This window comes from Halorubrum saccharovorum DSM 1137, from assembly GCF_000337915.1.
Classification (GTDB): Archaea; Halobacteriota; Halobacteria; order Halobacteriales; family Haloferacaceae; genus Halorubrum; species Halorubrum saccharovorum.
On the sequence record NZ_AOJE01000061.1, the window covers coordinates 1 to 12,576 of the forward strand.

The 12,576-nt window shown below is 70.5% G+C and carries 11 protein-coding genes and 1 tRNA gene; 4 read left to right on the forward strand and 8 right to left on the reverse strand.

Annotated features, from left to right (window positions below; genetic code table 11):
• The first annotated feature begins 136 nt into the window (after positions 1-136).
• Both pyrE and C471_RS12570 read left to right on the forward strand, forming a co-directional pair.
• Positions 137-685 carry an orotate phosphoribosyltransferase gene (gene pyrE, locus C471_RS12565; RefSeq protein WP_193366124.1) on the forward strand — a complete coding sequence of 183 codons (549 nt, stop codon included), beginning with the start codon at positions 137-139 and terminating at the stop codon, positions 683-685.
• 267 nt (positions 686-952) lie between these two features.
• Positions 953-1,037: transfer RNA gene (locus C471_RS12570), tRNA-Ser, on the forward strand.
• Positions 1,038-1,141: 104 nt separating this feature from the next.
• On the opposite strand, the gene C471_RS12575 is transcribed toward C471_RS12570, so the two are convergent.
• Positions 1,142-1,453 carry a hypothetical protein gene (locus tag C471_RS12575; protein ID WP_004049550.1) on the reverse strand — a complete coding sequence of 104 codons (312 nt, stop codon included), beginning with the start codon at positions 1,451-1,453 and terminating at the stop codon, positions 1,142-1,144.
• Between the two features lie 214 nt (positions 1,454-1,667).
• Positions 1,668-3,218 carry a (R)-citramalate synthase gene (locus C471_RS12580; RefSeq protein ID WP_193366125.1) on the reverse strand — a complete coding sequence of 517 codons (1,551 nt, stop codon included), beginning with the start codon at positions 3,216-3,218 and terminating at the stop codon, positions 1,668-1,670.
• Positions 3,219-3,539: 321 nt separating this feature from the next.
• Here C471_RS12580 and C471_RS12585 point away from each other — a divergent pair, with 321 nt between their 5' ends.
• Positions 3,540-4,028, forward strand: a complete 489-nt coding sequence (locus C471_RS12585) for a cupin domain-containing protein (RefSeq protein ID WP_004049552.1) — start codon at positions 3,540-3,542, stop codon at positions 4,026-4,028.
• Positions 4,029-4,070: 42 nt separating this feature from the next.
• Here C471_RS12585 and C471_RS12590 read toward each other — a convergent pair whose 3' ends face one another.
• The 6 genes from C471_RS12590 to C471_RS12615 form a co-directional block, all read right to left on the reverse strand.
• Positions 4,071-4,733 (reverse strand): hypothetical protein, encoded by a 663-nt coding sequence (locus C471_RS12590; protein WP_004049553.1) that lies wholly within the window; start codon positions 4,731-4,733, stop codon positions 4,071-4,073.
• Positions 4,734-5,002: 269 nt separating this feature from the next.
• Positions 5,003-6,070 (reverse strand): tyrosine decarboxylase MfnA, encoded by a 1,068-nt coding sequence (gene mfnA, locus C471_RS12595; protein WP_004049554.1) that lies wholly within the window; start codon positions 6,068-6,070, stop codon positions 5,003-5,005.
• Positions 6,071-6,150: 80 nt separating this feature from the next.
• Positions 6,151-8,484, reverse strand: a complete 2,334-nt coding sequence (gene ppsA, locus C471_RS12600) for a phosphoenolpyruvate synthase (protein ID WP_004049555.1) — start codon at positions 8,482-8,484, stop codon at positions 6,151-6,153.
• Positions 8,485-8,808: 324 nt separating this feature from the next.
• A complete protein-coding gene (locus tag C471_RS12605) occupies positions 8,809-9,438 on the reverse strand; it encodes a hypothetical protein (RefSeq protein ID WP_004049556.1) in 630 nt (209 codons plus the stop codon).
• Positions 9,439-9,575: 137 nt separating this feature from the next.
• Positions 9,576-10,202 carry a hypothetical protein gene (locus C471_RS12610; protein ID WP_004049557.1) on the reverse strand — a complete coding sequence of 209 codons (627 nt, stop codon included), beginning with the start codon at positions 10,200-10,202 and terminating at the stop codon, positions 9,576-9,578.
• Positions 10,199-10,966: a nucleotide-binding protein gene (locus C471_RS12615; protein WP_004049558.1), complete on the reverse strand. Its 768-nt coding sequence runs from the start codon at positions 10,964-10,966 to the stop codon at positions 10,199-10,201. The genes C471_RS12610 and C471_RS12615 overlap by 4 nt, the downstream gene beginning before the upstream one ends.
• A 159-nt stretch (positions 10,967-11,125) precedes the next feature.
• Here C471_RS12615 and C471_RS12620 point away from each other — a divergent pair, with 159 nt between their 5' ends.
• Complete coding sequence (locus C471_RS12620; RefSeq protein ID WP_004049559.1) at positions 11,126-12,439, forward strand: MBL fold metallo-hydrolase; 1,314 nt, start codon at positions 11,126-11,128, stop codon at positions 12,437-12,439.
• The last annotated feature ends 137 nt before the right edge of the window (positions 12,440-12,576 follow it).

Sequence of the window (12,576 nt, forward strand, 5' to 3'; positions counted from 1 at the left end):
GTTGTATTTATAAGCGATCGTCGCCGTCGCTCGCGGGTATTTAAATACTGAATCCCGATCGGCGATCTGCAATACTCACTCCCGCTCTCGCTCCCGTTCCGACCCGTTTATGGTCGCCGACGCGCGCTGTCTCGGTATGACCGACGACGAGCGACGGAGCGAGCTCATCGCCGCGCTTCGGGCGGCCGACGCCGTCCAGTTCGGCGAGTTCGAGCTCTCGCACGGCGGGACGAGCGACTACTACGTCGACAAGTACCTCTTCGAGACCGACCCGGACGCGCTCCGACTCGTGAGCGAGGCGTTCGCCGATCGGCTTGCCGACGCCGACGCGAAGCTCGCGGGCGTCGCGCTCGGCGCGGTCCCGCTCGTGGCCGTGACCGCCGCCGAGATGGGCCGCCCGTACGTCATCGCGCGCAAGCAGGCGAAGGAGTACGGCACCGGCAACCGCATCGAGGGGCGGCTCGACGAGGGCGAGGAGGTCGTCGTGTTGGAGGACATCGCCACGACCGGGCAGTCCGCGGTCGACGCCGTCGAGGCGCTCCGGGAGGCGGGCGCGACGGTGAACCGCGTGCTAGTCGTCGTCGATCGCGAGGAGGGCGCCGAGGAGCTGCTGGCCGAGCACGACATCGAGCTCGAGTCGCTGCTCACGGCGACCGAGTTGCTGGCGGAACGGGACGCGGAGTAGGCCTGTTTCTCGGTGAACTCACGCCTCGGCCGCGTCCACCGTCGGCACTGCAACCCGATCGAGCACATCGGCGACGACGGGGAACGGGCCGCCGCGGCTTCGGGAAGGGCCACCGCCGCCACGCGATCCGTCCCGAAAAGCGTAGTCGGCGGGGCCCCGTCGATCGGTCGCCGAGGCGATCACGGGGAAGCCACCGGTCGACTCGGTCTCGATGTCCCCGTCGGCGATCGAAACGCATAACAGCGGAACCGGCCAACCGAAGGATGAGCCGAGGTAGCCTAGCCTGGCCAAGGCGGTAGATTCGAAATCTACTGTCCATTCGGACACCGGAGTTCAAATCTCCGCCTCGGCGCTTCTTCCGGACGCTCAACTCAACAGCGCCCGGACTCGTTCTGCTGAACGGTGATAGGAGCCCGTCGAGATCGACGAGGGGTCACCTCGCCCACCGCCGACCGCCTACGGCTCCCCACCCAGTGACTCCTGTTCGGGGGCGCGGTCGCCGCGCAGCCGTCGCCGGCGCTTGTCGTAAGCGGCCTCAAGCTTGGCGTTGGTCGCCCGCGAGACGAGATAGAGGTCGGCGTCGTCGCTGTCGCGGGGGTGCGCGCTCGCGACCCAGACGTGGCCGTCGCCCGCCGAGAGGTCGTCGGCCCAGCGCTCGGCGGCCGCGCGACTCTCGAACGCGTGGCGGGAACCGTCCTCGAAGACGAGCCGACCCACCTTCGCGTTGCGCTTTCGGGCGGAGGGTTTCACCGCGACGACGACGCTCACGGGGGACGTTCGGACGGCATCCGCTTAAAAACCTCGTCAGACAACGGGTCACGCGCCGCCGAGTCTGCGTCGCGTTCCGGATCGACGGGCGCGTCTACGTCCGACTCTCCGGCGAGAAGCGGCAGGATCAGGTCGACGCGGCGGACGACCGGATCCGGCCGATCTGCCCCGATCTGCCCCGATCTGCCCCGATCCGCCCCGATCGATACCGTCTTCAGTCGTCGGCGAGCGACGCCGTGTCGGGTGCCGACCCGTCCCCAGCGGCGACAGAGAGGAGCCGATCCAGTCCGTCGACCATCGCGACGACGCTGGCGCGGGTGATGTCGGCGTCGGTCGCGGAGACGCTCACGGACCGATCGCCCCGCGAGAGGTCGACCTCGACGGTGACGACCGCGTCTGTCCCGCCCGTGATCGCGTCGACGTGGTAGGAGTCGAGTTCGAAGGAAACGCCCTCACCGGAGGAATCGCCCGCCAGCGCGGCCCGGACCGCTTCCAGTCCGGCGTCGACGGGGCCGGACCCGGTGCCGGAGGCGACGCGTTCGTCGTCGCCGACGCGGAGTCGGACCGAGGCGGTCGGGAGGTTTCCGCCGGAGGTGGCCGACAGGTCGACGAGCTCGACGTGGCGGTCGCGCTCGCGGTCCTGCACGTCTTCGGTGATCGCGAGCAGGTCGGCGTCAGTGACCCGCTTTCCGCGGTCGCCAAGCTCTTTCACGCGGCTCACGACCTCGCTCAGCTCGTCGTCGTCGACGGCCACGTCGTGTTCCGCGAGCGCGGCCTTGACGCCGGCGCGCCCGGCGTGTTTGCCGAGTACGAGCCGCCGTTCCCGCCCGACGGTCTCCGGCGGGTACGGCTCGTACATCGTTCCGTCCTTCAGGGTCCCGTCGGTGTGGATCCCCGACTCGTGGGCGAAGGCGTTGGCGCCGCAGACAGCCTTGTTCGGCGGGAGCGCGACCCCGGTCGCGTCGCTCACGGCCCGGCAGAGCCGGTAGAGCCGCTCAAGCTCGACCGTGTCGATGTCGTACGACCGGTCGAGCGCGATGGCGACCTCCTCCAAGGCGACGTTGCCGGCTCGCTCGCCGACGCCCATGACGGTCCCGTGAACGGTGTCGGCGCCAGCCTTCAGCCCGGCGTGGACGTTCGCCACGCCGAAACCGAGGTCGTCGTGCGTGTGGAGGCTCGTCGGGCCGCGATCGGCGAGCCGAGAGACGACCTCCGCGGTGCGTTCCGGGTCGGCCGCGCCGACGGTGTCGCAGTAGCAGATCCGGTCGGCCCCGGCGTCGAGACCCGCACCGAGCAGGCGTTCGAGGTAGTCGAGGTCGGCGCGGGAGCCGTCCTCGCCGAGCACCTCGACCCACAGCCCGTGGTCTTTGGCGTACTCGACGAGCTCGACCGTCCGGTCGACGACCGCGTCGCGGGTCGATCCGACTTTCGTCTCGACGTGTTTGTCGGAGGCGGGAACGACGAGGTTGATCCCGTCGACGCCGCAGTCGAGCGCGTGGTCGATGTCGGCTTTCACGCCGCGAGCGAAGCTCGTCACGGTCGCGTCAAGCCCCTCGTCGGCCACCCGGCGGATGGCCTCGCGCTCGCCCTCGGAGGTGCACGCCGAGCCGGCCTCGATCAGGTGCATCCCGGCCGCGTCGAGTTCGCGGGCGATGTCGACCTTCTCGGCCGGCGTCAGCGAGACGCCGGGCATCTGCTCGCCGTCGCGCAGGGTGGTGTCTAACAGCTGTACCTCGTCGAGTGTGGTGAGTGGTGTTCGGGTCAAAAGGGGGTCCATCGGCTCGTCGGTGGGTTCGGGGTCGGTACCGCCGCGGGGCGGTCGTGCCCCGGTGTCGTTATCGTCGGAGAATTTCGCGGCCAGCCGCCGTGAGGCGACTTCCTCTATCCTCCGAACGACCACGATCGTCTCGTGTCATTCGTGTCCGTGCTGACGAGTCACACACGGATAAGTCGTCGGGTCGCGACAGCTTTGGCCGGGTCGAAGTCAGCGGCGGGATTCAGTCGCCCCTCTCGGAGGAGCCGGTGACCTGGAACCGGAGGTCCGAGCCGGGGACACGGTTATACGGTTGCCGTCGGACGGGGCGGTATGCGGAAAGCCGCGATCGACGACGTCGACGTCGTCACGAATCCGATGGAGGTCCACGACGTGCGAAAGCCGGTCTCGCGAGCGCTCGGTACCGAGCACGTTGCGATGAACTACTTCGAGCTCGCCCCGGGAGACGAGTTCTCGGGTGGACTCCACACGCACGGCGACCAAGAGGAGGTGTTCTACGTGCTCTCGGGGACCGCCATCTTCGAGGTGGGTCGAGCGCGCGAGCGCGTCGACGTCGGAGCCGGCGAACTGATCCGGTTCGCGCCTGGGGAGTTCCAGTCGGGCTTCGTGCGCCAGGACGCCGACGAGAGGGTCGTCGCGTGGGCGTTCGGCGCGCCGGGCGCGCGCCACGACTGGGACCAGATCGAGTCGCTGATCGAGTGTCGGGAGTGCGGCGAGGAGCGCACACACGCGACCGAGCTGACCGACGAGGGGCGGTTCCGGTTCACGTGCAGCGACTGCGGAACCTCCTTCTCGCCGTAGCCGGTGTCGATGAGAACGCGCTGGCCCGCCTCTCCCGCCGACTTACCCCAGTAGCGACCGGAACGACCGCCGCCCGGTGCCGCACCGCTCCCGGTAGTCGCAGGCGGAACACCGATCGTCGTCGACGCGCGACGGTGGGCCGTCGATCGCGCGGGCGGCCCGGAGTGCTCGCCGGTAGGCGGCCTTTTTGCGGGTCGTGAGCCGGACCTCGCGGACGGTCCCGACGCTCGGGTACTCGACGAGCGCCCGCGGCACCTCTCGCTCGCGCTCCCACGCGACCGCCTTGGCGACGGCGACGGCCCTGACCGCCTGCGGCTCCCAGACGCCGCTTTCCGGTGGCTCACCCGGGGAGACGACCGTGGGAACCGGCGGGTCGGTCTCCGAGTCGCCGGTGAGTACCTTGTGGACCGTCCCGTGGCAGTCCTTCCCGGATCGGAACGCGAGCTGGTGTTCGGGATTGGAGAGCCGGTCGTAGTCGCCGCGCTCGCGGAGCCGCGAGAGGTTCCGGCGGTACGCCGCGGGCGACCGACGTATCGGGAGCCGACGGAGCGTCGCGTCCGGCGCGTCGACGAGCGACGGATACCGGAACGCGAGATCGATTCGTGCGCGCGCCTCGCCGGGAACGTCTCGATCGCCGTCGCGGCGCGCGTAGTAGAGCTGTCGCGGGCAGTAGGCGGCGCGGGCGAGGTCACTGAACGGAGTCACGGCGGGGGTGGCCGCGGTTCGGGTGAAAAGGGTCGGGGTGTCGAGAGGCCCGCTGTCGCCGCGCCGCTCTCACGACCCCGCCCGTACCGACCACTCCGATCCCTTATGTCGGGTGCCGGGACCAGCCCGTTCCGTGATCTGACCGCTGTCCCGGCGCGGTCGAGGCAGTCGCGCGGCGAGCCGCCCGGGATCGACGACTTGCCGCCCGTTCGCTACTCCGACCGCTTCGCTCCGCGGAGTCCCTCTCAGCCGCCGCACCACCACGCCGATCACTTCCGGATCCGATCGAGGTCCGCCACGAACGCCCGAAGCGTCTCCCGTGTCACGTGCGGCATACAGACGACGCGAAGCTCGCCGCGGCTCGTCCGCGAGATCTTCCACTCCGCCTCTCGAAGCGCGTCGAACTCGTTCTCCGGGAGCGCCGCGGCGACCAGCGGCAGCTCCGGCTCGACCACGTCGTACCCGCGATCCCCGAGCGCCGCCGCGAGCCACTCGGCGTTGGCGGTCGCGCGCTCGACCGCGTCGCGGTAGCCGTTCGGCCACAGCGCCTCCATCGCGGCCACCGCCCCGGCGACGCCGGCACCGCTCCGCGTGCCCGTCAGCGTCGCCTGCGACCGCGTCTCTAGGTAGGGCGTGTCGATCGCGAGCGCGTCAAGCGCCGCCTCGTCGCGGGCGATGAGCCCGCCGGCCGGCACCGCCGCCTGCCCGAACTTGTGCGGGTCGATCGTCAGCGTGTCGACGGGCGCGTCTCCGAACGACCACTCGGCGTCGGCGAAGGGGAGAACGAACCCGCCCCACGCCGCGTCGACGTGCATCCGCGCGCCCGCCTCGTGCGCGATCCGGGCGAGCTCCGGGATCGGGTCCACTCGACCGTACTCGGTGCTCCCGGCGATGCCGACGACCAGCGCGGTCGACTCGTCGACAGCGGCCGCGACGGCGTCGGTCCGGGTCCGGAAGTCGTCGTCGACGGGCACCGTCCGGAGCTCAACGTCGAGCAGCTCCGCGGCCTTGTGAAACGAGAAGTGCCCGCTCTCGGGGACGACGACGTTCACGTCGCTCGCGCCGTGGCGGTTCCGCGCGGACCGGACCGCCTGCACGTTCGCCTCGGTGCCCCCGGAAGTGACGTACCCCGCGGCGGCGGTCGGCGTCGGGTGGTCCGTGAACGTCGCGAGCAGTTCGACCGCGCGATCCTCCAGCGACGCGACCGCCTCGTACGTGGCCGGATCGCCCGGGTTCGTCGCGAGAAACCGCTCGGCCGCCTCTCGGGCCGCGGGATGCGGCTCGGTACACATCGAGGAGAGCACCCGGTCGAACGACTGCGGCTCGGGCTGCTGCATTCGGCAGAACGTTGCCGCGGAGGGTCTTACCCGTTCCGCTCCGGACGCCCTCGCCCGCGCGGCTCGCGCTTGCGACTGCGTCAGCGGACCGAGTCGAGGAGGAGCCGCTGTTCGGTCCGTTTCACCTCGTGTTGCACGTCCCGTACGGCGTCGATGTTCGCCGAGATGGAGGAGATGCCCGCTTCGACGAGGAAATCGACCATCTCGGGTTTCGATCCCGCCTGCCCGCAGATGCTCGTGTCGACGCCCAGCTCCCGGCACGTCTCGATCGTGTCGCCGATGAGCTGTAACACCGCCGGGTGGAGCTCGTCGAACCGGTCGGCGACGTGCTCGTTGTTGCGGTCGACCGCCAGCGTGTACTGCGTGAGGTCGTTCGTCCCGAAGGAGGCGAAGTCGATCCCGGCGGCCGCCAGCTCCTCGATCTGCAGCGCGCTCGCGGGCGTCTCGATCATCACGCCCCAGCGGTGCGTCTCGGGATCGATCCCGGACTCGCGCATGTGCCGCTTGATCCCCTCGATGTCGCTCGCGTCGTTGACGAGGGGGAACATCACCTCCAGGTTATCGTACCCCATCTCGTAGAGCCTTGCGAACGCGGCCAGTTCCTGCCGGAACGGCTCGGGCTTGTCGAGGCTCCGCCGTATCCCGCGCCAGCCGAGCATCGGGTTGTGTTCGGCGGGCTCCCCCTCGCCGCCCTCCAGTTCCCGGAACTCGTCGGTCGGAGCGTCGATGGTCCGAACCCGAACCGGCCGGGGATAGAATTCGTCGGCGACCCGCCGGACGCCCTCGATGAGTTCGTCCTGGTACGCGCGTGCGCCGTGGTCGGCGATGTACTTCTCGGGGGTCTTCCCGAGCGACAGAACCATGTGCTCGATCCGGAGAAGCCCGACGCCGTCGGCGCCGGTCGCCGCGGCGCGTTCGGCCGCTTCCGGGATCGAGACGTTTACCTTCACTTCCGTCGCCGTCATCGGCTTGACGGGGGTCTCCGGTCGCGCGGCCTCGACCGGTTCGAACTCCTCGCCGGACTCGGCGTCCTTATCGGCGCCGGCGCGGACGGTCCCCTTGTCGCCGTCGAGCGTGACGTTCTGTCCGTCGTTCAGGAGCCGCGTCCCGTTCCCGGTGCCGACGACGGCCGGGACACCGAGCTCTCGGGAGATGATCGCGGCGTGGCTCGTCATACCTCCCTCGTCCGTCACGATCCCGGAGGCCCGCTTCATCGCGGGAACCATGTCCGGCATCGTCATCTCGGTCACCATCACGTCGCCTTCCTGCACCTGGTCGAGGTGATCGAGCTTGTGCACGATCCGGACGGCCCCGGACACGACGCCCGGGCTGGCGCCGAGGCCGTCGACGAGTACGTCGTCGTCGCCCCCGTTGGTAGCGGCGGCACCGTCACTCGCATCGCTCTCGCCAGTGGTGCCCTCCGCGGCCTCGGCCGCGTCGCCCTCCTCTCCGTCACCGGAGTCCTCTTGAATCGTCGTGATCGGCCGGGACTGCAACATGTAGATCTCGCCGTCGTAGATCGCCCACTCCACGTCCTGTGGCGTCCCGTAGTGGTCTTCGACGCGCTTTCCGAGTTCGACGAGTTCCCCTATCTCTGCGTCCGACAGCACTCGGGCGTTCCGACGTTCCTCGTCGACCTCCAGCGTGACGGTCTCGCCGGTCTCCGCGTCCTTGACCATCTCTACCTTCTTGTCCGCGACGGTCACCTCGTCGACGGCGCCGCGCTCGCGGTCGTACACGTAGTTGTCGGGCGAGACCGTGCCGGAGACGACCGCCTCGCCGAGCCCCCACGCCGCTTCGATCGTGATCTGCGGGTCGCCGGTCGAGGGGTGGCTGGTGAACATCACGCCCGACTTCTCGGCGTCGACCATCCGCTGCACCACGACCGCGATGTCGACGTCGGCGTGCGGGAACCCCCGCTGTTGACGGTAGTAAATCGCCCGCTGGGTGAAAAGCGACGCCCAGCACTCCTTCACCCGTCGAATCAGGTCCTGTTCCCGGACGTTGAGGAACGTTTCCTGCTGGCCGGCGAAGGAGGAATCCGGGAGGTCTTCGGCGGTCGCCGACGAGCGCACCGCGACGAACGCCTCGTCGCCGTCGTCGCCCATCGCCCGGTATCTCTCGACGATCTCCTGGCGAACGTCGTCGGGGAGCGGGGTCTCCAAGATGAGCTCTGCCGCGGTCTCTTCGGCTTCCCGGAGCGCGGCCGAGTCCTCTGGATCAACGTCGACCGCGGTGAACAGCTCCTCGTCGATTCCCGCCTCCTCGATGAAGGTGCGGTACGTGCCCGCTGTGACGGTGAACCCCGGCGGAACCGGGAGCCCCGCACCGATGAGTTCGCCGAGCGAAGCCGCTTTCCCGCCGACGGTTCCGACGTCGTCGGCGTCGACATCCTCAAGCCAGAGTACTGCCATTCGTGTGCTCGGAGGATCCGGGAGCCGACCTATGAAGCTTCCGGCACGTGCAACTGTGAATAAAAGATTACTCGGGCGCGAGTGATCGCATCCGGTCGAGGCGCGTCCGATGGAGGCGTCTCCGGAGTCGCGGAATATCGACGTAAGGGCGGGGAACGTGGTAGAGGGCCGAAGCGCCCCGGGGAACGACGAACCGGTCGACGGCTCGTACACCTTCCTACGGTTCCTTCACTGGAATACTTACCTGCCGAGCCAACGACAGGGCCGATAACGTGTTACAGCTGCTGTAACACCATCGGCGCGACCCGTCTTCGGCCCGATTCGTCACGCCGTCGCGAGACGTTCCCGCTCCGCCCGGAGGAGTCGCTCCCAGAGGGCGAACAGGCTGCTGTCGAGCCCGTAGCTCTCGTCTACCCGTCGCACCCACGCGTCGTCGGCGAACAGCAGCCGCTGGAACCGCCGCACCGGCTCGGAGAGGCGCTCTCGGTCGCCGCCGTAGTACGACAGCGACTCCTCGCGGGTCCGCTCGGCCAGGTCCGTCGGGACCTCGATACCGTCGGCGGCCGCGGCGTGTTCGAACCACTCCAGATGCAACAGAGCGTCGGCAAGTAGGAACCGCTCGCGGAAGCCGGAGGCCCGGGCGAGCGCCGGTCTGCCGTCGACAGTCACGTCACGCGGCCGAGAGAACTGCGGCGCCGTCACCGTCACGCCTGCGGCGTCCGCGATCCCGGCGGCGACCCGTCGGAGCCGCCACTCACCGTACCGGACCGGTGCGATCAGGGCGAGCTCGTACCACGTCGGGAGCCACTCGCAGTACGGCTCGGAGAAGCGGCCGTCGGCGAGCAGCGTCGCCGCGACGGAGCGGGCCGCCGCGGGCGACAGCGCAGACGGGTCCCCGCGGAGGTCGGCCGCGACCTGCTCCCCGTCGATCGCGTCGACTCCCCCGAATCCCATTCCCTCGGCGACGTGGCGCGTGTACGCGCGGCTCGCGGCGTACCAGTCGGCGAAGTCGTTCGGCGCCGTCAGGCGGAGGAGGTGGAGGAGGGTGATGCTCCCGGTACGGGACGGAGCGACCTAACTGCTGGGGCGGTTCACCCGTCGAACTCGTCCCCGCCTCCCTCAGCGAGCGCGAACTCGTCCCCGTCTCCCTCAGCGAGCGCGTCGTCGAGTCCCCACTCCGACGCGCGCTCGGCAGCCTCCGAGCGCGCCTGTTCGCGGATCGCCTCGATCCGCTCGTCGTCTTCGAGGAACGCCGCGACCGCGTCGCCGTCGTCGTCGCTCGCGGCGTCCAGCCGCTCGTCGGGGGCCGCGTCGCGGGTGCGGTCGGCGAGCGCCTGATCGTCCGCGAGCTCGGTCGCCGCGGCGCCCGGCGCGACGCGGAGCGCGTCCTCCTCGTGGGCCGTTTCGAGCGCTCCGTCGCCGACCGCGTACAGCTCGACGCGGTAGGGCCCGGGGACCGCGAGCTCGGCGAGGGCGTCCGGGCCACCGCTGTCGCTCACCGTGTTGTACGCGAGCACGGGGACCCCGTCGGCGAAGGTGACGACGCCGCGGGCGTCGCTCTCCAACAGGAGCGTCTCCTGCGGCACGAGGGTCGCGTAGCCGGTCAGTTCGCGGTCGAGCGCCCGGGCGAGCGACGTGCCGACGTCGGAGACGACGCGCGAGCGCAGCAGGTCCCCGCGCGGGATCCGCAGCTCCGGCGCGTCCGCGGTTCCCGTCATGGCGTGTCGGGGACGACCGCGCTCCGGAAGCGGTCGGCGACGGCCCCCTCGTCGCGGTCGTGCACGTCCAATCGGGCCGCGGCCCGTCGGTAGCTAGCGGCCGGCTCGCTCTCGGGGGCGTGCGCGAGCAGGGGTTCCCCCGCGCGGCGCGCCGCCCTGACGGCGTCGCTGTCGGGGACGTTCGCGAGGACGGGACCGCCGAAGCGACGCTCGGCCTGCTCGGCCACGTCGGCGGCGTCGTCGCGGACCTTGTTGAACAGCACGCCGGCCGTCTCCGTCCCGTACGAGCGCGCGTACTCCTGGACCTTCAGTCCGTCAGAGAGGGCGGGGATCGTCGGCTCGACGACGACCACGACGCGGTCGGCGAGGACGACCGGCAACACCGCGGACTTCGATCCGAGCGCGGCCGGCGAGTCGAGCAGCAGCACGTCGGTGTCGCCGGCGAGTTCGGCGACGACCTCGCGGAGGCGCCCCGGCTCGGCCGCCTCGAAGCCCGCGAGCGACGTGCCGCAGGGGACGACGGAGAGCCCGAACCGGTCGTACGTCGCCTCGGAGACCGCCGTCGCGGTCCCCTCCACGAGGAGGTCGTGAAGGGTGACCGCCGCGTCGTCGAGTCCGGCGTGGAACAGCAGGTTCGCCATCCCCGTGTCGGCGTCGACGACGGTGACGTCGTGCTCCTCGGCGAGCGCCATCCCAAGCGCGAGCGTGCTCGTCGTCTTCCCCGTGCCGCCCTTCCCGCTGGCGACCGCGAACGCCTCGACCATGCGCCGACGTGTCCGGTCGCCGGGCTAAAACCTGTTCATCGCGAGCGCGAGGGCGCGCGAACGCCGTCCGGATCCCACCGGACAGGTTTCCGGATCCCACCGGACAGGTTTCCGGATCCCACCGGACAGCGTTTTGCCGTTCGGCGCCAAGCGTCGACTATGCCAACCGTCATCGACGCGGACGCGTTCAGCGACAGGATCGACGAGCGCCGCCGCGGCGAGCGGTCGTTCGCCGTCGTCGACACGCGCCCCCGAGAGAGTTACGAGAGCTGGCGGATCGCCGACTCGGTCCACTACTTCTACAAGCCGTTCCACGAGTTCGACGTCGACGACTTCGAGGCCGAGACCGGGCTCGGACCCGGCGACGCGATCGTCACGACCTGCGCGAAGGGAAAGGCGTCGCTCGACTTCGCCGAGGAGCTCGAGGCGGCCGGCTACGACGACGTGACGGTCGTCGAAGACGGGATGCGCGGCTGGTCGGGCGTGTACGACCGGACCGCGGTCCCGCTCCCCGACGCGGGCGACGACCCGCTCGAGATCGTCCAGATCCAGCGGCGCGCGAAGGGGTGTCTCGGCTACCTCGTGGTGGGCGGACGGGCGTCCGAAGCGGAGGCGGCTCCCGACGACTCCGTCCGCGCCGCCGTCCCCGATTCGGACGCCCCCGACCGCGTCGCCATCGCTGTCGACGCCTCTCGTCACGGCGAGGAGTGGCGGGAGGCGGCGGCCGAGCGTGACGCGTCGATCGCGGCGGTCCTCGACACTCACGTCCACGCCGACCACCTCTCCGGCGGTCGGGCGCTCGCCGACGACCTCGGCGTGCCCTACTACCTCCCGGCGGCGGCCGCCGAGCGCGACGTGGCGTACGCGTTCGAGCCGCTCGCGCGCAACGAGACGGTCGACGTCGGCGGAGTCGGCGTGAAGGTGCTCGCGACTCCCGGCCACACCGACGACGGCGCGAGCTACCTCGTCGGACGGTCGGCGGTGCTCACGGGGGACACGCTCTTCACCGACAGCGTCGGTCGGACGGAACTGCAGTTCGCGGCGGGCGTGGGCGACGCTTCCGGCGACGCGGCCGACGGAGGGAACGAGACCGCCGGCGCGGCTACCGGCGCCGAGCGGCTCTACGACTCGCTCCACGGGACGCTGCTCGCGGAGCCCGACGGCGTCGTCGTCTGTCCCGGTCACTTCGCGGTCGCGAACGACGGGACGACCGGCGACGTCGTGCCCGGCGAGCCGGTGACGACGACGGTGGGCGCGGCGCGCCGGGGGCTCGACGTGCTCGGGCTCGACCGCGAGGCGTTCGTGGAGACGATCACGGCGACCCTGCCGGAGAAGCCGCCGAACTACGAGCGCGTCATCGCGGCGAACCGCGGCGTCGACTCGCCCCCGGACGAGACCGCGGCGATCGAGTTGGAACTCGGGCCGAACCGGTGTGCGGCCGACGCCGGGACGGAGCCCGCGGCGGACGACTGAAGCCGATCCACGCGACCGAGCGGCCGATAGGGGGGCTATCGATCGCCCGGTCGGTTGTCCCGATCGGTCGCGTCGTCTCGGCCGGCTTCCAACTCCGCGACGCGCTCGCGGAGATCGTCTCGGTCCCGAACGAGCGC

Coding starts and splice junctions, on each gene's coding strand:
- mfnA (WP_004049554.1), bottom strand. CDS start 6,070: ATGCAGCAGCCCGAGCCGCAGTCGTTCGACCGGGTGCTCTCCTCGATG.
- C471_RS12610 (WP_004049557.1), bottom strand. CDS start 10,202: ATGACGGGAACCGCGGACGCGCCGGAGCTGCGGATCCCGCGCGGGGAC.
- ppsA (WP_004049555.1), bottom strand. CDS start 8,484: ATGGCAGTACTCTGGCTTGAGGATGTCGACGCCGACGACGTCGGAACC.
- C471_RS12585 (WP_004049552.1), top strand. CDS start 3,540: ATGCGGAAAGCCGCGATCGACGACGTCGACGTCGTCACGAATCCGATG.
- C471_RS12615 (WP_004049558.1), bottom strand. CDS start 10,966: ATGGTCGAGGCGTTCGCGGTCGCCAGCGGGAAGGGCGGCACGGGGAAG.
- C471_RS12605 (WP_004049556.1), bottom strand. CDS start 9,438: ATGGGATTCGGGGGAGTCGACGCGATCGACGGGGAGCAGGTCGCGGCC.
- pyrE (WP_193366124.1), top strand. CDS start 137: ATGACCGACGACGAGCGACGGAGCGAGCTCATCGCCGCGCTTCGGGCG.
- C471_RS12620 (WP_004049559.1), top strand. CDS start 11,126: ATGCCAACCGTCATCGACGCGGACGCGTTCAGCGACAGGATCGACGAG.